Here is a 17,676-nt window from a genome sequence, read left to right as displayed (position 1 = left end):
ACAAGCGCGAACGACCGCCGGTGCCGGAAGCTCTTCCGGCACCGGTGATCGACGCTCACACGCATCTCGACGCGTGTGGTGCTGTTGATGCCGCCGGTGTGGCCGTTCTGCTCGATCGGGCCAACGCCGCCGGCGTCTCGCACGTGATCACCGTGGCGGACGACCTGGCCGCTGCCACGTGGGCCGCCGAAGCGTCCACTTGGGACCCGAGGGTCTACGCGGCGGTCGCCGTGCACCCGACGCGGACCTCCACCTTCGGTGAGGTCGAGAAGGCCGAGCTGGAGCGCCTCGCGGTGCTGGATCGCGTCGTGGCGATCGGCGAGACGGGTCTCGACTACTACTGGGACTACTCGCCGCCGGCCGCCCAGCACGAGGCTTTCCGTTGGCACATCGACCTTTCCAAGCGCGTCGGGAAGCCGTTGATGATCCACGACCGGGACGCGCACGAGGACATCCTCAAGATCCTCGACGCCGAGGGAGCACCGTCCACTGTGGTGTTCCACTGCTTCTCCGGCGACGCGGACTTCGCCCGGCGGTGCGTCGACGCGGGGTACGTGCTGTCGTTCGCGGGCCCGGTGACGTTCAAGAACGCCCGTGCGCTGCGGGAAGCGGCGGCGCTCGTACCGCAAGATCAGCTTCTCGTCGAGACGGATGCGCCGTTCCTGACGCCCCATCCGTTCCGCGGCCGCCCAAACGAACCCTATTGTGTGAATTACACAATTCGGGACCTCGCTACGCTCCGTGGCGAAGATCTGTCTGAACTCTGCACCGCCGTCACCCGTACTGCTCAACGAGTGTTCGGACTCGGGCACTGAAATGCGACTTACAGCGAACGGAGTAGGCGGTTCCTACCCCCACAGGGTGACTGACGTCACAACATTGGTGGGGGTGTTTGCGCAACGTCGGTTGCCCCGTTACTGTCCCGTGACCGTGCCACCAGAGCCGATGTTGTCGGTTCGGAGCACGCCCGCAGTCGGGGCGGGACCGAAGCCAGAAGCGCGAAGAAGCGAGACCACGTAGGAGGAGTTGCCGGGAACCTTCGAGCTCCAACTCGAATGATCTTGTCAACGCCAACTGTGCGGTGGCCTCAAAGCTTCCGCAATGGAGGTATCGACCCTGATGTCCGGTAGCGACAGAACTGCCGCGCCTTACGACTTCAACGACGACACCGACTGGTTCACGCCCGTCGGCCAGACGTCGGTGAGCGTCGCTGACCCACACCCGAGCTTCCCGCCCGGCGCGTTGACCATCACGCCCGCGGACGTGCTCGAGGTGCTCGGTCCGGACGCGGACGACCTGCTCGCCACCGCGAACGTCGACGTCGACGAGCTGATCCGTCTCATCAACGCCGAGACGACGATCATGCCGCCCCTCGTCCTCCCGTCGGAGGAAGAGGAGAAGCAGGACCCGCAGCTCCTCGTCAAGACCGTCACCAACTGGAAGCGCCGCTTCCTCAAGGGCACGGTCGCCGCGATCCTCGTCTCGATCTCCGGCGGCGGCGTGACCGCCATGGCGATGGACAAGTCGCTGACCGTCGAGATCGACGGCGCGATGCAGACCGTCCACTCCTACGAGGGCACGGTCGGCGACGTCCTGGCGGAGGAAGGCATCGTCGTCGGTGAGCACGACGCCCTGTCCCCGTCGCTGAACGCCCCGATCTCCGACGGCGGCAAGATCAGCCTCGACCGCGGCCGCCTCCTGAAGATGAGCGTCGACGGCCAGGCCCGCGAGGACTGGGTCCGCTCCGTCACCGTCGAGGAAGCCGCCAAGCAGCTCGGCGTGAACCTCGAAGGCGCGTGGATGTCCGCCCAGGGCACCCACGACATCCCCCTCGAGGGCATGAACCTCGAAGTCAAGACCCGCAAGAACATCAAGCTCTTCGACGGCGCAAACCCGGTCCGCGAGATCCAGACCACCGCGCTCTCCGTCGAGGAACTCCTCAAGGGCGAGAACATCACCCTGGGCGCCGAGGACTCGATCACGTCCGGCATGGACGTGAAGCTGGCCAGCGGCGCCGAGGTCTACATCTCCCGCACGGGCGTCACGGTCATCAACGTGACCGAGCCGGTCGCCCCGCCGGTCGAGAAGACCAACGACCCGAACATGAACGCGGGCGAGCAGACGGTCACCGACCCCGGCACCCCCGGCGAGCAGATCTCGCAGTACAAGGTGACCATCAAGAACGGCAAGGAGGTCAGCAAGGAAAAGCTGAGCTCCAAGGTCACCAAGGAACCGAAGCCCAAGAAGATCACCGTGGGCACCAAGCCCCTCCCCGACAGCGACGTCTGGGACAAGCTCGCCAAGTGCGAGGCGGGCGGCAACTGGGCCATCAACACGGGCAACGGCTACTACGGCGGCCTCCAGTTCTCGGCCAGCACCTGGGCGGCCCACGGCGGCACCGCCTACGCCCAGCTCCCGCACCAGGCAACGCGCGAACAGCAGATCGCCATCGCGACGAAGCTGCGCGACCGCGCGGGCGGCACGTACGGCGCGTGGCCGGGCTGCCGCGCGAAGCTCGGCCTGCCGTAAACCCGCACCACCCCTCTCGGTCCCCTGACAAAGGCCGCCCAGGTACGCCTGGGCGGCCTTCGTCGTGCCCGGGAGGGGAGGGACCGCTCCGGGAGGGGGCAGAGACGGGTGGAGGCCGCAGCAGGGGTGGCGGGTGGCAGACGTGGCGGATGGCGAGGCCGACAGAGCGCAAGCACCGCGATGGCGCAGCCGAGCCCACCCAAGGCACAACGGCAATGCCGAAGGCGAGGCGTCCTTAGCTCTTGGCTCAAGACAACGCGCGCCCGAGCTACGCAAAGCCGAAGGCGAGCCGTCCCTCTTCTCTGCGCTGGATAAGCGGTATCGGTGACGTGCCAGCACAAACCCAACCACGTACGCGTGGGATTGGGGCTTGACTTTGGGTGCGAGGTGCTACCACTAGTGGCTCGGCCGGGCGCTTTTCAGCCCGGCCTTTCCGGTCCGACCAGCGCCTCGCAAGGGCTCCGAAGTCAAGCCCCAATCCCTATCGACGCGCCAGCGGCGATGACCCAACCACGCCCGTCATAGGCCCTGCACCCCAACCTGCGAGAATGCCCAAGTGAGCCTGCTGGGACCTGCCGAAGTCCGCCGCCTAGCCGCGGAACTGAACATCCGCCCAACCAAAAAACTGGGCCAGAACTTCGTGCACGACCCCAACACGGTCCGCAAGATCGTCGCGGCGGCAGACCTCACCAAAGACGACGTGGTCCTGGAGGTAGGCCCAGGCCTGGGCTCCCTGACCCTCGCCCTCCTCCCCAACGCGGCCAAGGTCATAGCGGTCGAAATCGACCCACCCCTGGCCGAGCGACTCCCGCAAACAGTCCAGGAACTGGACCCGGACAACGCGGACAAGCTGAACGTCGTCCTGAAGGACGCCCTGAAAGTCACCCAAGAAGACCTGCCCGCGCCACCCACCGCGATCGTCGCCAACCTCCCGTACAACGTCGCGGTCCCCGTGGTGCTGCACCTCCTGGCCGAACTCCCGTCCCTCCAAAAGGGTCTGGTCATGGTCCAGGCGGAAGTCGCCGACCGCATGGCCGCGAAGCCCGGCAGCAAGATCTACGGCGTCCCCAGCGTGAAGCTCGCCTGGTACGCCGACGCCAAGAAGGCCGGCAGCATCGGCAAGAACGTCTTCTGGCCCGCCCCGAACGTCGACTCCGGCCTGGTTTACTTCCAGCGCCACGAGAATCCACTCTCCACAGTGGACCGGAAGAAGCTCTTCACGCTCGTCGACGCCGCGTTCGCCCAGCGGCGCAAGACGCTGCGTGCGGCGCTGAAATCCTGGTCGCCGAACGTCGACGAGGTCTTCGCGAAGGCCGGGGTCGACCCTCAGCTGCGGGGCGAGCAGTTGAGCGTGATCGACTTCATCCGGATCGCTGAGGTCTAGGCCGGGGATCCTTCGGCCAACAGTGTGATCTGTCGAACGAATCCGGTTTTGGCTTGCGCAACCGAACGTCCGTCCGGTTGACTGCTACTTGCCATCCGGAGCGACTGAGAGACCTGGCTCTACGACGTCGCAGCAACCACCCGCTGGATGCGGGCAGGTGCTAACGCCAGGACCGATGGAGGAGCACCATGGGTACCGTGCGAATGCTGACGCGCCGTCGAGTTGTCGACCAGTGCCGTCGCACCGCTTCTGCATGTCGTCGCCACCTCGTCTAAGGCGCCTTCTCAAAGTCCTTTGACGCGCACTCAGTGAACGAGTGGCGCACCCCCTGAGCAGCACACCTCGACCGCGCACGTCCACACAGGACGGTGTGCCGTCGCGCGCAGCCGTGGAGCAGAAGTGATCACTGTCGAAAACCTCACCAAGACCTTCCAGGGCGTCTCCGCCCTCAACGGCGTGACCCTCGACGTCGAGGCCGGCACCGTGCTCGGTGTCGTCGGCCCGAGCGGCGCCGGCAAGTCGACGCTCGCTCGCTGCGTCGCGCTGCTCGAGCGTCCCGACTCCGGGGCGATCCGCGTCGACGGCACCGACATCACCAGCCTCGACGGAAGTGCTCTCCGCGCCGCGCGCAGGCAGATCGGCGTTGTGCCGCAAGGGGATTCGCTCCTTCGTCAGCGCACGGCGGCCGGCAACATCGCCCTGCCCCTCGAGTCCGCGGGCGTCCCCGGACCGCAGCGCCGCACCCGCGTCGGCGAGCTGCTGGACCTCGTCGGGCTCACCGACAAGGCCGCCGCCTACCCCGACCAGCTGTCCGGCGGGCAGCGTCAGCGCATCGCCGTGGCGCGCGCCCTCGCCGCCAACCCGTCCGTCCTGCTCGCCGACGAGCCCACGTCCGCCCTCGACCCCGAGACGACCGGCTCCGTGCTGACCGTGCTCGACCGTGCGCGCGCTGAGCTCGGTGTGACCGTGCTCGTCGTCACGCACGACATGGGCGTGGTTCGGAAGATCTGCGACGACGTCGCCGTGCTGGAGCAGGGCAAGGTCGTCGAACACGGCAAGGTGCTCGACCTGGTCAACAACCCGATCAGCCGCACGAGCAGCGCCCTGCTGCCCGCCGTCGACCTCAACCCGATCAACGAGAGCGCCTACGACCGCGTCGCGGACGTCGTGCTCGTCGGGTTCGCCGCGGTCGGCGCGTTGCTGCCCGAGGCCGCGCACCGGTTCGGGGTCGAGCTCAACATCGTCGGCGGTGGCCTGACGCGCCTCGGCGAGACGCCCGTCGCGCGGTTCCGGCTCGGGCTGAACGGTGAGCGCTCCGACTCGGCGCTGGAGTGGATCGGCGAGGCAGGCGGCGCTGTGCAGAGGTCCCTGAAGGGGCCACAGGGAGTAGCTGCGTGAGGTCTGCAACACCCTGGTCCGACGTGATCGCGTATCTCGTCGAGGCCACCGGAGAAACGCTGTACATGGTCGGCGTCTCCACGGTCATCGCAACACTGCTCGGCGTTCCCGTAGGTGTTTGGCTTCAGCTCACCGCCAAGGGTGGGCTGAAGCCGAACGCCGCGGTGCACAGGGTTCTCAGCTTCGTCACCGACCTGGGCCGCTCGATGCCGTTCATCGTGCTGCTCGTGGCGCTCACGTCGGTCACCCGCCTCATCGTGGGTGGTTCGATCGGCAGCACGGCGGTCATCGTGCCGCTGGCCGTGGGAGCGATCCCATTCGTCGGCAGGCTCGTGCAGAACATCCTGTCCGAGGTGCACGTGACCGTGGTGGAAGCCGCGATCACGACCGGAGCGAGCACCCTCAAGATCGTGAAGAGCGTGCTCATCCGCGAGTCGATGCCCGCCCTGATCAACGCCATCGGCGTCACCGTGATCGCCCTCGTCGGGTACTCGGCGATGGCCGGCGTGATCGGTGGCGGCGGCCTCGGCGACCTGGCGATCCGCGAGGGCTACCAGCGCTTCAACGACCGGATCCTGTGGAGCACCGTGGCGTGGCTCGCCGTGCTGACCACCGTGATCCAGTTCGGTTTCACCCGTGCCGCCCGTGCGTCCGACCGGCGCCGGCACGCCTCAGTCTGACCGTCAGCAAATTCTCAAAAGGAACGTCATGCGTATTCGTGCTGCCCTGATTGCCGCCGTTTTGACCGGTATCAGCGCTTTGTCCGCCTGCTCGTCCGGCACCTCCAGCGCCGCCGACACCCTCAAGGTCGGCGTCTCCCCGGTCCCGCACGCCCAGATCCTCAAGTACGTGGCCGACAACCTCGCCGCGCAGAAGGGTCTGAAGATCGAGGTCGTCGAGTTCACCGACTACGTGCAGCCGAACACGGCGCTGGTCGACGGCTCGCTCGACGCCAACTACTTCCAGACCGTCCCGTACCTGGCGACGTTCACCAAGGAGAGCGGCGCCAAGGTGGAGTGGGTCCAGCCCGTCCACGTCGAGCCGCTGGGCCTGTACTCCAAGAAGGTCAAGAAGCTCGACGAACTCCAGAACGGGGCCAAGGTCGCCGTCGCCAACGACGCCACCAACGAGGCGCGCGGCCTCAAGCTGCTGGAGGCCAACGGCCTGATCAAGCTCAAGCAGGCCGACCAGCCGACGGTGCGCGACATCGCCGAGAACCCCAAGAACCTCCAGTTCGTGCCCCTGGAGGCCGCTCAGCTGCCGCGTTCGCTGGACGACACCGACGCGTCCGTCATCAACGGCAACTACGCCATCGACGCCGGCCTCAAGCCCGCCACCGACTCGCTCGCGCTGGAGAAGGCCGAGGGCAACCCGAACGCGAACGGCCTGGTCACCCGCACCGAGCTCAAGGACGACAAGCGGATCAAGGATCTCGCCGAGCTGCTCGGGTCGCAGCAGGTCAAGGACTACATCAAGCAGACCTTCGACGGTTCGGTCATCCCGGTTTGAGATCGGCAGGTACCGGGGGAGGAGTCCAGCGGGCCAGAACGCCCGTAGGCTGACATCGTGCTCGCAGTCGTTCCTCCCCCGGTCACAGTTCGCGTCCCGGCCAAGGTCAACCTGCACCTGGCCGTGGGTGACGTGCGCCCGGACGGTTACCACGACCTGGTGACGATCTTCCAGGCGCTGTCGCTGGTGGACGAGGTCACGGTCGCGGTCGCCGACGAGCCAGGCGTCGAGGTGCACGGCGAGGGCGCCGACCAGGTGCCCACCGGAGCCTCCAACCTCGCCTGGCGCGCCGTGCAACTGCTGGCCGCACACGTAGGCAAGGACGCGGACGACCCCAAGGTCCGCGTCGTCATCCGCAAGGCCATCCCCGTCGCGGGCGGCATGGCGGGCGGCAGCGCGGACGCGGCGGCGACGCTCGTCGGCCTGTCGTCCTTGTGGCGCCTCGACATCAGCCGTGACGAGCTGGCCGAACTGGCCGGCAAGCTCGGCGCCGACGTCCCGTTCGCCCTCTACGGCGGCACGGCGCTCGGCACCGGCCGCGGCGAGCGGATCGTGCCTGTGCTCGCCCGTCACCAGTTCCACTGGGTGCTCGCGTTCGACCGTCGCGGACTGTCCACTCCGGACGTCTTCGACGAGCTGGACCGCCTGCGCGGCGAGGGAGATCCGCCCCGCGTCGGCGAGGTCGAGGCCGTGCTGGAAGGCCTGTCCTCCGGTGATCCGCGCCAGCTCGCGTTGCTGCTCGGCAACGACCTCCAGGCCGCCGCCGTGTCGCTGCGGCCGAACCTGCGCCGCACGCTCCGCGCGGGCGTCGACGCGGGCGCGCTGGCCGGCATCGTGTCCGGTTCCGGCCCCACGACGGCGTTCCTGTGCGAGGACGGTGACGCCGCCGTGAAGGTGGCCGCCGAACTCGCCGGTGCCGGTGTGTGCCGCACGGTCCGGGTGGCGCACGGGCCGGTGCCGGGTGCGCGCGTGATCACGACGGAAGAGCCGAAGCCCACCCCGCCCGAGGTTCACGCCTAGTCCGTCCAGACCATCGCGCGCCGCGGGCACGCTTCCGGGCCAAGGCTGGCCATCAGGGCCTTTGGCCCCGGTGGGTAGCCTTCGTCGGGCAGTTTCTTCCGAAGTCGTGAGGTTTTGATGGCCAACCTGGTCAACCTGGAGTCCGTGGCGAAGTCGTTCGGCGTCCGGCCGCTGCTCGACCGCGTGTCGCTCGGCGTCAACGAGGGCGACCGCATCGGCGTCGTCGGCCTGAACGGCGGCGGCAAGACGACGCTGCTCGAGGTCCTGGCCGGGGTGGAGCCCGCGGACGACGGCCGGGTGTCCCGGTCGCGCGACCTGCGGATGGCCGTCGTGACGCAGCGGACCGAGCTGCCCGAGGGCTCGACCGTGCGCAACGCGGTGATCGACCCGCTCGGGTTCGACGCCGAGCACGAGTGGGCCTCCGACGCCCGCGTCCGGTCCATTTTGGATGGTCTGGGGATCACCGCGCTGGGTCTCGACTCGGTGGTCAGCAGGATGTCCGGTGGTGAACGGCGCCGCGTCGTGCTGGCCGCCGCGCTGATCCAGGACCTCGAACTCCTCGTGCTCGACGAGCCGACCAACCACCTCGACGTCGAGGGCGTGCGGTGGCTCGCGGAACACCTGCTGGCCCGCAAGTGCGCGCTCGTCGTCGTCACCCACGACCGGTGGTTCCTCGACACGGTCTGCAACCGCACGTGGGAGGTCGTGAACGGCAAGGTCGAGCAGTACGAGGGCGGTTACGCCGACTGGATCTTCGCGCGCGCCGAGCGGCAGCGGCTCGCGGACACGCTCGAGGAGAAGCGGCAGAACCTGGCGCGCAAGGAACTCGCCTGGCTGCGCCGCGGCGCCCCCGCGCGGACCTCGAAGCCCCGCTACCGGATCGAGGCCGCCGAGGCGTTGATCGCGGACGTGCCTCCGTTGCGCGACAACGTCGAGCTGCTCGCGTTCGCCAAGAAGCGCCTGGGCCGCACGGTGATCGAGGTCGAGGACGCCACACTGTCCATTCCGGACCGCGTGCTGGTGCGCGACCTGACCTGGCGGATCGGTCCCGGCGAGCGGATCGGTCTCGTCGGCGTCAACGGTTCCGGCAAGACGACGCTGCTCAAGCTGCTGGCGGGCGAGCGGGAACCCGAGACGGGCAAGCGGATCCAGGGCTCGACGGTCAAGATCGCGCACCTCTCGCAGGAGCTGCTCGACCTCAACGGGTCGATGCGCGTGCTGGAGGCGATCGAGGAGGTCGCGCGGCGCGTCGTGCTCGGCAAGTACGAGATGTCGGCCTCCCAGCTGGGCGAGCGCTTCGGGTTCTCGTCGCAGAAGCAGTGGACGCCCGTCTCGGACCTGTCCGGTGGCGAGCGGCGCCGGTTGCAGCTCTGCCGGTTGCTGATGGCCGAGCCGAACGTGCTGCTGCTCGACGAGCCGACCAACGACCTCGACATCGACACGTTGCAGCAGCTGGAAGACCTGCTGGACTCGTGGGCCGGCACGCTCGTCGTGATCTCCCACGACCGGTACCTGGTCGAGCGCGTGTGCGACAAGGTCGTCGCGTTGTTCGGCGACGGCGGCCTGACCGAGCTGCCCGGCGGCATCGAGGAGTACCTGAAGCGCCGCGACTCGGTGCGGGACAGGGAATCCGCGTCCGCCGCGCCCGCCGCCGAGAAGGCACCGTCGAACGCCGCCGACCAGCGGGCCGCCCGCAAGGAGCTGGCCCGGCTGGAACGCCGCCTCGAGGTGCTGCACAAGAAGGAAGCCGAGCTGCACGCGGCACTCGCCGAGGCCGCGACCGACTCCGGCCGGTTGCTGAAGCTCGACGCCGAACTCCGCGCCGTGCTGGCGGAGGAGTCCGAAGTGGAGACCGCCTGGATGGTCGCGGCCGAGGTCGTCGAGGGCTAGATCCTGTCCGGCCAGCCTCGTCCTGCGCGGCTTGCCCGTCCTGTCCGGCTAGCGTCCCTTGCGGCGCAGTTCGTCGGCGAGTTGCGGCAACAGCTCGTCGATGAACGCCGTGTCGTACCCCTGCCCGGAGAGCAGCGCGTAGCTGAAGCGCGCCTTCATGACCTCTTCGGACGACGCCCCGAGCATGCCGTCGAGCGCGACGCCGATCTCCTCCAGCATCCGGTCGACCTGCGCGGTGCGGTACCCGCGCTGGCCCGACGCCGCCTGCGGGATCCGCAGCTGGCGCAGGTCCTTCCACGACTTCACCTGCGGCATGCTGCTGCGCATCGGCCCGGAGAGCTGCTGCTCGATCGCGGTGAGGAACGCGTCGACCTCGGTCTCGTCGTAGCCCCGTCGTCCGATGAGCGGACGGGAGAACCGGATGTCGCGGATGTCCTTCGCGGTCAGGTTGTCCTGGCCGAGCAGCGTCGCCTCGATGCGGTCGAGGAACGCGTCCACCTGGGACTCCTGGTAGCCGCGGCGGCCACGCGGAGGACGGTGGAACGCGATGTTGCGGATGTCGGCGGCGGTGAACTTCGCCGCTTCGACCTCCTGCGGGGCGGCCGGCCGCTGCGCGGGCGGGCGTTGCGGGGCCTGAGAAGGCCTAGGACGCTGCTGCGGCTGCTGGGTGCGTTCCTCCGGCCGCGCGGAGCGTTGCTGCGGCCGCTGTTGCTGCAGGGGCAGCGGAGGGAGCACCGTGGTGGGCGGGCCTGCGTCGCGCGGGGGCGGGGCGACCTCGAACATCAGCACCACGAGGTCGAGGAACGTGTCGACGTCTTCCTCGTCGTAGCCGAACGTGCCGGGCGCGGTCTCGCCGAACACGGCGTCCTGCACCTGCTGGGCGGTCAGGTTGTCCCTGCCGCGCAGGGTCTGCTCGATGCGGTCGAGGAACGCGTCGATCTGTCCCTCGTGGTAGCCGCGGGTCCCCGGTCTGGGCTTGTGGAAGCGCACGGCGGCGACGTCGTCCGGCGATAACCGGACCGCCGGTCTCATCGCCTGCGACGTGGCGTGCGCGCCCTTGGCAGGCGCCGCGGCCTGCTGGCGTTGCGGAGTGGACCGCAGCGTGTCCGCCACGAGTTCCATGAAGACGTTGACCTCGTTCACGTCGTAGCCCGGGTCGCGGGTCGCCGTGCTGAACTTCACGCTGAGGACGTCTTCGCGCGTGAGGATGTCCTTGCTCTTCATGGTGCCCTCGACCCGGTCGAGGAACGCGTCCACTTCAGCCGCGTCGTAGCCGCGCTGCCCGCTGGGGGGCCGGTGGAACGCGACCAGTGCCACGTCCTGCGCGGAGAGCAGAGGAGCCGGATGCGCGGGTAGACGATGCTGCGCTCCGGGACCGCCCCGATCCACCAATGACCTCCTCCTGCGTACCTGTACTGGGGAGTATCGCGTTTCGCGTGGCATAACGTTTCGCCCTGATGGACCAAACGGCGCCACTACGATCGCGAACATGAGTCAGTTCGTGGATGTGATGCTGGCGACGGCTGCCAACGGCCGGGACAGGGGCATGACGACGGGTGAACCCGCCGCGCCCGTCCGCCGGACCTGGGCCGAGGTGCACGAACGCGCCCGGCGGATGGCCGGTGCGCTCGACGTGGCGCCGGGCACCGCGATCGCCGTGCTCGCCGCCGAACCAGCCGTGATCGCCCCAGCCGTGCAGGCCGCATGGCTGTGTGGTGGCAGCGTCACGATGTTGCATCAACCCACACCACGCACCGACCTGGCCGAGTGGGCCGAGGACACGTTGCGGGTGCTCGCCATGATCGATTCGCGTCTGGTCCTGCTCGGCAGCCCTTTCGACGCCCTGGCTGCCGTTCTGGACCAGCACGGAGTGCCCTACCGACTGCTCTCCGAACTCGACGCGGAACCGATCGCTGCTCCTGTTCCCACCGACGAGGATGCCACGGCACTGCTGCAGTTGACGAGTGGCTCCACCGCCGATCCCAAGGCGGTGCGAATCACGCACCGCAATCTGATGGCGAACGCGCGAGGTATGGAGATCGCGGCGGCGCTCGACCCCGAGTCCGACGTGATGATTTCCTGGCTGCCGTTGTTCCACGACATGGGGATGGTCGGCTTCCTGACCGTGCCGATGCTCTTCGGCCTGGAACTGGTGAAGGTCACCCCTGTCGACTTCCTGTCGCGGCCTACCCTGTGGGCCGATCTGATCACCCGGTACCGCGGGACGATCACCGCTGCTCCGAACTTCGCCTACGCCATCGTGGCTCGTCGTCTGGCCTCTTCTTCTGACAGTTTTGACCTGTCGTCGATGCGGTTGGCGCTGAACGGCGCCGAGCCGATCGACCCGGCCGCCGTCGAGGCCTTCGTGGTGGCCGGTGAACGTTTCGGGCTGCGTCCCGAGTCGATCCTGGCTGCCTACGGCATGGCCGAGACCACTCTCGGTGTGGCTTTCGCGCCGTTGTTCACCGGGCTGTCGGTGGACGTCGTGGACGCCGATTCGTTGGAGGCCAAGCATCGCGCCGTGCCCACCGAGGGTGGGCGTGCGTTCCCGTTGCTGGGGCCGCCGTTGCCCGGTCTGGAGCTGCGCGTGGTGTCCGACGGTGGCGACGTGCTGGGCGTGCGGGACGTCGGTGAGTTGCAGATCCGCGGCGAGGCGGTGACTCCCGGGTACCTGACCGTGAACGGTCCTCTGGCCACTCAGGACGCTGAGGGCTGGCTGTCCACCGGGGACCTCGGATACCTGGTGGAGGACGGCCAGGTCGTCGTCTGCGGGCGCCGCAAGGACGTCATCATCATGGGCGGCCGCAACATCTATCCGACCGATGTGGAGCGTGCCGCGTGCTCGGTGGAGGGCGTGCGGGCCGGTAACGCCGTCGCGGTTCGGCTGGACGCGGGCACGCAGCGCGAACGGTTCGCCGTCGTGCTGGAGTCGAAGCTCGCCGGGGACGCCGACGCCGAGAAGGACCTCGTGAAGCAGGTGACGGCCCGGGTCGTCGACGCGGTCGGGTTGCGGCCGTTCGCCGTGGTGGTGCAGCCGCCGGGGACGTTGCCGAAGACGCCGTCCGGGAAGCTGCGGCGGTCGGCGGCAGCCGAGCTCGTCTGAGCACCCGTCGGCGCGGGCTCCCCCACCGGGGGAGTCCGCGCCGATGTTCACCCGGCCTCCACCAGGTAGAACCGCACGACCCCGAAGGCGGGATGGCGCAGGACGGCGAGGGCGGTGCGCTGGAGAGCGCCGGGACGGACCCGTCCTTCCCGTTCCAGCCGCATCACGACGAAGTAGCCGAACGTGTCGTCCACGCCGGGGAACGCGGTCACCGCGTGGATCCGCACGTTCAGGAGATCGACATCGGGGTTGTTCGCACTGAAGACGTCGAACAGTTCCTTCGGTTCGGGCTCACCCTGTTCGATCACCACGACCACCTGCTCGATCGCGGCGAACCGCGGTGCGGCCGGTAGGCCGGTGGCGAGCACCGGCGTTCCCAGCTCTCCCGCGCAGTCCAGCCCCGGGCAGCGGAGATCGGGGGTGAGGCAGGTGCGGCACACCGTGTACCGGCACGTCTGGCACTGCAGCCCGACCGGGTTGACGACGGTGAGCGAGGACCCGTCGCGGACGAGTTCGTGCGCGGAGAACCACGTGGTCCCGCAGGACGTGCAGACCGTGCGGACCGGGTCGAGCAACGGATCGCGGAGCTGCTCCTCGGTGATGGGGTCCGCCGCGTTCGACCGGGCTTTGCGGGCCGAGCAGAGCATCAGGGCGCACCGGTGGGCGTCGGCAGACCGCGGGTCGTCGCGCAGGACCCGCATGACCACGTCCAGCGCCTGCCTCGGCCTGCCTGCCTCGCTCAGCCGAGCGACTTCCTCGACCAGACCGGGCACCGGCTGGATCGTGTCCGGCAAGTGGAACGCCGCGGTGTCGTGGCGCGCGCTCTTGCTCGCTGCCGTGGCCGGACTGCCAGTCGTGCTCTTGCTCGCGGTTGCGGTCCGGCCTGTGTCGACGGGTCTGGCGCGCAGGAGCCTGTGTCGCTCCCTGGCGAGCGCGTCCGCTTCCCGGCACCGCCGTGCGAGGTCGGCCACGGCGTCCGCCAGGTACTCCTGCGACCGAACACCTCGACGCCATCTCCACCCCACAGGCACACCTCGCCCCGTCCTTCGGCCGTGCCGGATTCGCACGGGTCGCGGGAGCTTAGGAGTGGCGCGCGGGGAGGGGTCCCGGCCGGCGCGGCGCGGCTAGTAGAGGTCATCGAGTTCCTGGAGCCGCCTGCGCAGTTCCCTGGCGCTCTTGCGGGGAAGCGCGCAGGCGACGGCGCCGAGGATCTCGCGGGCTTCCCGGGGATCCGTGCAGCACCACCGCTCTCCGCAACCCTCGACGTCGAAGTCCCAGATCCTGCGGTTCGGCCTGTGCACGAAATCGGTCCAGGCGCGGAGTGCGATCTCCACGGCGAACGGGCCGAGGTAGTTGCGGCTCGCCTCCAGCCGCTGGACGTCCGACCTGAGTCGTGGCGAGAAGCTGTCCAGCAGCATGCCGGGGTGCCTACGCGGCATGGCCCTTTCGGTTGCTCATGCCGTCCATTGTGCCGATCAGTGGAAGCTGTTTTGCGCGGCTTCCAGGCCCTTGGTCACGAGCGCCTCGGCCGCGTCCGCCGCCCGGTCGATCTCCAGCGCGAGCTGCTTGCGTTCGACCGTCGAGAAGTCCTTCAGGACGTAGTCGGCGGGGTCCTGGCGGCCGGACGGGCGGTCCACGCCGAAGCGCAGCCGGTGGTAGTCCTTGGTGCCCAGGGACTTCGTGATGGAGCGGAGTCCGTTGTGGCCGTTGTCGCCGCCGCCGAGCTTCATCCGCAGCTGGGCGAACGGGAGGTCCAGCTCGTCGTGGATCACGACGATCGTGGTGGGCTTGAAGAACTTCACGGCGCTCGCGACGGGGCCGCCGGAGAGGTTCATGAAGCTGCGGGGCTTGGCGAGCACGACGCGGTGGCCGGACAGACGGCCCTCGACGATCTCGGCGCCCGACTTGTGGGCCTTGAACTTGCCGCCCACGCGCCCGGCCAGTTCGTCGAGGACGAGGAAGCCGATGTTGTGGCGGTTGCCCTCGTACTTGGGGCCTGGGTTGCCCAGCCCGACGATGAGGGCGAGGTCAGCGTCCACGGAACCGCAACTCCTGCTCGAGATCGTCCAGCAACGTGTCCACGGCCTGCACCTGGTACCCCTTGCCCAGCAGGCCGGACGTGGTGCTGAACCGGGTGTTGCGGACCTCGGTGGAGGTCATGGAGCCCCGGCCGTCCAGGTTGGCCGCGGCACGGATGATGAAGGCGTCGACCTCGGCGCGATCGTAGCCGGTGCCTGTCTTGCCGAGTTTGCGCGCGTGCAGGTCGTCGCCGGAGTTGAGGCCCGTGGGCGGCACGATGCCGTTGCGGAGCTGGAACTCCAGCAGGTGCAGCACGCCGTCGACGCTGAGCGGGTCGTAGCCGTTGGGGACCGCGGCGAACCGGACGGTGCGCACGTGGTCCGGGTTCAGCCGCAGCCTGCCGGCGAGCGCGTCGGCGACGATCTGGAGGAACTCGTTGACCTGGTCCGGGTCGTAGCCCTGGCGCTTGCGGCGGAAGGTCTTCGACCGGACGTCTGCCGGGCTCAGGTACTGCAACGGCGCGCCGCCCCCCTCGTGAGGAGGCGACGCGCCGTCGTTTCGGCCCGACGTGATGGGGCTCAGTCTTCCTCGGTGGCCTCGGCCGGCGCGGCCGCGTCGTCACCCTCGAGCTGCGCCGCGGACGGCGCCTCGTTCACGGCGACGACGAGAGCCTCGGCGTCGGTGATCAGGACAGCACCCTCCGGGAGGGTCAGGTCGCCGGCGTGGATCTGGGTGCCGGCGGCGACGCCCGCGATCGACAGCTCGATCTGCTCGGGGATGTTGAGCGCGTCGGCCTCGATCTGGACGGTGCTGAGGTCCTGCGTCAGCAGCGTGCCCGAAGCGGGCTCGCCCGAGATGGCCAGCGGCACCTCGACGGTGACCTTCTCGCCGCGCTTCACGAGCAGCAGGTCGACGTGCTCGATGTAGTTCTTGATCGGGTGCGTGGTGACGGTCTTCGTGAGCGCCAGCTCAGCCGCGCCGTCGAGGGCGAGGGTGAGGACGGCGTTCTGACCGTGCTCGCGGACCACACGGGCGAACTCCAGCGCCGGCAGGGCCAGGTGCTTGGGGTCGGAACCGTGGCCGTAGAGGACCGCGGGGATCTTGCCGGCGCGACGGGTGCGGCGGGCTGCGCCCTTGCCGAATTCGGTGCGCTCTTCAGCGGCGAGACGAACCTCGGACACGGTGGGGTACTCCTTACAAGTCTGGCCTTGCACGTCGGGGCGGTGCACAAGGTTCAGTGGTTCAGCGGTGTTCAGCTCTGGGTGGTGGCCTGCGGCGGCGAGCAGCGCGGAACAGGGGTCAACACGCGCGGCATCAAGCCACCGCGTCGATCACGCCGAGCTGTGAAGCTCGCCCTCGCCGAGGCAACCCGACCAGTGTAGGTGAGGGTGGGGCGGGGGCCTAATCGGGGGTGGTCCCAGGCGGGTGAACTCCGCTGCCTGCGGGTTTTCGGGTGGCGTGCGGGGGCCGGGTTGCTGTGGTCCGGTTGCGTGCGGGTGGTTGCGTTCCAGCGGGGTTGGTTGCGTTCCTGGGGTTCGGTCGCCTTGCGAGGGTGGTCCATCAGGTCGTGACGCCTGAAGTGGGTTGCGATTGGGGCTTGACTTCGGGGCCCTTGCGAGGCGCTGGTCGGACCGGAAAGGCCACCCTGGTAGCAGCCCGTTCGGGCTCGCCTTCGGCTTCGCCACGCCAGGATTCGTAGGTGGCCGGCTTTGCGTTGTTGGCTGTCCGGTTGGCACCTCGCGCTGGGCTTGGGCGGTGGTCGGCTTGCGTTGGCGGGTGCGGTTGGCACCGCCCTTGAACAAGCCGAAGGGCCTCCCGCACGTGGCGGAAGGCCCTTCGAGTCGAGCTGAGGTCAGGCGTTGCCGTCGAACAGAGAGGTGACGGAGCCGTCCTCGAACACTTCCTGGATCACGCGCGCCAGGAGAGGCGCGATCGACAGGACGGTCATGTTCGGGAACCGCTTCTCCGCCGGGATCGGCAGAGTGTCGGTGAACACGACCTCACGGGCGCCGGAGTCCTGCAGGCGCTGGGTCGCGGGGCCCGAGAGGATGCCGTGCGTGGCCGCGATGACCACGTCGGACGCGCCCTCGTTCAGGAGTTGCTTGACGGCGCCGGCGATGGTGCCGCCGGTGTCGACCATGTCGTCGATCACGATGCAGAGGCGGCCCTCGACCTTGCCGACGACGCGGTTGGAGACCACCTCGTTGGGGCGGAGCGGGTCGCGGGTCTTGTGGATGAACGCGATCGGAGCGCCGCCGAGGGTGTCGGCCCACTTCTCGGCCAGCTTGGTGCGGCCCGAGTCGGGGGAGACGACGGTGATCTCGTGGCCCGCGTACTTGCCGCGGATGTGGTCGGCCAGCAGCGGCATCGCCCACAGGTGGTCGACCGGGCCGTCGAAGAAGCCCTGGATCTGGGCCGTGTGCAGGTCGACGGAGACCAGGCGGTCGGCGCCCGCGGTCTTGAACAGGTCGGCGACCAGGCGGGCGGAGATCGGTTCGCGGCCGCGGTGCTTCTTGTCCTGACGGCTGTACGGGTAGAACGGCATGATCACGGTGATGCGCTTGGCCGAGGCGCGCTTCAGGGCGTCGACCATGATCAGCTGTTCCATCAGCCACTGGTTGATGGGCGCGGTGTGCGACTGGATGACGAAGGCGTCGCAGCCGCGGACGGACTCCTCGAAGCGGACGAAGATCTCGCCGTTCGCGAAGTCGTAGGCGGACTGCGGGGTCACCGTGACGTTGAGGTGCTTCGAGACCTCTTCAGTCAACTCCGGATAGGCACGCCCGCCGAAGAGCATCAGGTTCTTCTTCGGTGTGCCGGGCAT

General features: G+C 68.8%; 16 protein-coding genes and 1 riboswitch. Of the genes, 9 read left to right on the top strand and 7 right to left on the bottom strand.

Annotated elements, in window-relative coordinates:
• The first annotated feature begins 20 nt into the window (after positions 1 to 20).
• The 8 genes from JNUCC0626_RS29380 (at position 21) to JNUCC0626_RS29345 (ending at position 9,730) form a co-directional block, all read left to right on the top strand.
• Positions 21 to 815, top strand: a complete 795-nt coding sequence (locus tag JNUCC0626_RS29380; RefSeq protein WP_394613980.1) for a TatD family hydrolase — start codon at positions 21 to 23, stop codon at positions 813 to 815.
• A gap of 304 nt (positions 816 to 1,119) precedes the next feature.
• Entirely contained in the window at positions 1,120 to 2,529 is a 1,410-nt protein-coding gene (locus tag JNUCC0626_RS29375) for a transglycosylase family protein (protein WP_394613979.1), read from the top strand.
• A gap of 562 nt (positions 2,530 to 3,091) precedes the next feature.
• A complete protein-coding gene (gene rsmA, locus JNUCC0626_RS29370; protein WP_394622126.1) occupies positions 3,092 to 3,913 on the top strand; it encodes a 16S rRNA (adenine(1518)-N(6)/adenine(1519)-N(6))-dimethyltransferase RsmA in 822 nt (273 codons plus the stop codon).
• Between the two features lie 88 nt (positions 3,914 to 4,001).
• Positions 4,002 to 4,095, top strand: a riboswitch (SAM riboswitch).
• A gap of 217 nt (positions 4,096 to 4,312) precedes the next feature.
• A complete protein-coding gene (locus JNUCC0626_RS29365) occupies positions 4,313 to 5,311 on the top strand; it encodes a methionine ABC transporter ATP-binding protein (protein ID WP_285643704.1) in 999 nt (332 codons plus the stop codon).
• Positions 5,312 to 5,334: 23 nt separating this feature from the next.
• Positions 5,335 to 5,991, top strand: coding sequence for a methionine ABC transporter permease (locus tag JNUCC0626_RS29360; RefSeq protein ID WP_394613977.1), 657 nt, complete (start codon positions 5,335 to 5,337; stop codon positions 5,989 to 5,991).
• Between the two features lie 28 nt (positions 5,992 to 6,019).
• Positions 6,020 to 6,820, top strand: coding sequence for a MetQ/NlpA family ABC transporter substrate-binding protein (locus JNUCC0626_RS29355; RefSeq protein WP_394613976.1), 801 nt, complete (start codon positions 6,020 to 6,022; stop codon positions 6,818 to 6,820).
• A 57-nt stretch (positions 6,821 to 6,877) separates the two neighbouring features.
• Complete coding sequence (locus tag JNUCC0626_RS29350) at positions 6,878 to 7,840, top strand: 4-(cytidine 5'-diphospho)-2-C-methyl-D-erythritol kinase (protein WP_394613975.1); 963 nt, start codon at positions 6,878 to 6,880, stop codon at positions 7,838 to 7,840.
• Positions 7,841 to 7,957: 117 nt separating this feature from the next.
• On the top strand, positions 7,958 to 9,730 hold the full coding sequence (locus JNUCC0626_RS29345) for an ABC-F family ATP-binding cassette domain-containing protein (protein WP_394613974.1): 1,773 nt from the start codon (positions 7,958 to 7,960) through the stop codon (positions 9,728 to 9,730).
• 48 nt (positions 9,731 to 9,778) lie between these two features.
• On the opposite strand, the gene JNUCC0626_RS29340 is transcribed toward JNUCC0626_RS29345, so the two are convergent.
• Positions 9,779 to 11,119 carry a DivIVA domain-containing protein gene (locus JNUCC0626_RS29340; protein WP_394613973.1) on the bottom strand — a complete coding sequence of 447 codons (1,341 nt, stop codon included), beginning with the start codon at positions 11,117 to 11,119 and terminating at the stop codon, positions 9,779 to 9,781.
• 100 nt (positions 11,120 to 11,219) lie between these two features.
• On the opposite strand from JNUCC0626_RS29340, the gene JNUCC0626_RS29335 reads away from it, so the two are divergent.
• A complete protein-coding gene (locus JNUCC0626_RS29335) occupies positions 11,220 to 12,833 on the top strand; it encodes a fatty acyl-AMP ligase (RefSeq protein WP_394613972.1) in 1,614 nt (537 codons plus the stop codon).
• A 47-nt stretch (positions 12,834 to 12,880) separates the two neighbouring features.
• Here the strand turns inward: JNUCC0626_RS29335 and JNUCC0626_RS29330 are convergent, their stop codons facing one another.
• The 6 genes from JNUCC0626_RS29330 to JNUCC0626_RS29305 all read right to left on the bottom strand — a co-directional run bounded on the left by JNUCC0626_RS29330 (position 12,881) and on the right by JNUCC0626_RS29305 (position 17,676).
• Positions 12,881 to 13,858, bottom strand: a complete 978-nt coding sequence (locus JNUCC0626_RS29330; RefSeq protein ID WP_394613971.1) for a hypothetical protein — start codon at positions 13,856 to 13,858, stop codon at positions 12,881 to 12,883.
• Between the two features lie 99 nt (positions 13,859 to 13,957).
• On the bottom strand, positions 13,958 to 14,272 hold the full coding sequence (locus JNUCC0626_RS29325) for a hypothetical protein (RefSeq protein WP_394613970.1): 315 nt from the start codon (positions 14,270 to 14,272) through the stop codon (positions 13,958 to 13,960).
• Between the two features lie 36 nt (positions 14,273 to 14,308).
• Complete coding sequence (pth, locus tag JNUCC0626_RS29320; RefSeq protein ID WP_394613968.1) at positions 14,309 to 14,872, bottom strand: aminoacyl-tRNA hydrolase; 564 nt, start codon at positions 14,870 to 14,872, stop codon at positions 14,309 to 14,311.
• Positions 14,862 to 15,368, bottom strand: coding sequence for a DivIVA domain-containing protein (locus JNUCC0626_RS29315; RefSeq protein ID WP_394613967.1), 507 nt, complete (start codon positions 15,366 to 15,368; stop codon positions 14,862 to 14,864). Before JNUCC0626_RS29315 ends, pth begins: the two co-directional genes overlap by 11 nt.
• Before the next feature lie 62 nt (positions 15,369 to 15,430).
• Positions 15,431 to 16,033, bottom strand: a complete 603-nt coding sequence (locus JNUCC0626_RS29310) for a 50S ribosomal protein L25/general stress protein Ctc (RefSeq protein WP_394613966.1) — start codon at positions 16,031 to 16,033, stop codon at positions 15,431 to 15,433.
• A 671-nt stretch (positions 16,034 to 16,704) separates the two neighbouring features.
• The gene (locus JNUCC0626_RS29305; RefSeq protein WP_285643718.1) at positions 16,705 to 17,676 is read right to left on the bottom strand and encodes a ribose-phosphate diphosphokinase; all 972 of its coding nucleotides are present in this window, start codon (positions 17,674 to 17,676) and stop codon (positions 16,705 to 16,707) included.

The sequence above is a fragment of the Lentzea sp. JNUCC 0626 genome (assembly GCF_043632865.1).
Classification (GTDB): Bacteria; Actinomycetota; Actinomycetes; order Mycobacteriales; family Pseudonocardiaceae; genus Lentzea.
The sequence above is the reverse complement of the archived record's forward strand: the minus strand, read 5'-3'. Positions and strand labels throughout refer to the sequence as shown.

Excerpts from the sequence above, each read along its gene's own strand:
- JNUCC0626_RS29375 (WP_394613979.1), top strand. The coding sequence starts at position 1,120 with ATGTCCGGTAGCGACAGAACTGCCGCGCCTTACGACTTCAACGACGAC.
- JNUCC0626_RS29355 (WP_394613976.1), top strand. The coding sequence starts at position 6,020 with ATGCGTATTCGTGCTGCCCTGATTGCCGCCGTTTTGACCGGTATCAGC.
- JNUCC0626_RS29345 (WP_394613974.1), top strand. The coding sequence starts at position 7,958 with ATGGCCAACCTGGTCAACCTGGAGTCCGTGGCGAAGTCGTTCGGCGTC.
- JNUCC0626_RS29335 (WP_394613972.1), top strand. The coding sequence starts at position 11,220 with ATGAGTCAGTTCGTGGATGTGATGCTGGCGACGGCTGCCAACGGCCGG.
- JNUCC0626_RS29325 (WP_394613970.1), bottom strand. The coding sequence starts at position 14,272 with ATGCCGCGTAGGCACCCCGGCATGCTGCTGGACAGCTTCTCGCCACGA.
- JNUCC0626_RS29305 (WP_285643718.1), bottom strand. The coding sequence starts at position 17,676 with ATGCCCGGCACACCGAAGAAGAACCTGATGCTCTTCGGCGGGCGTGCC.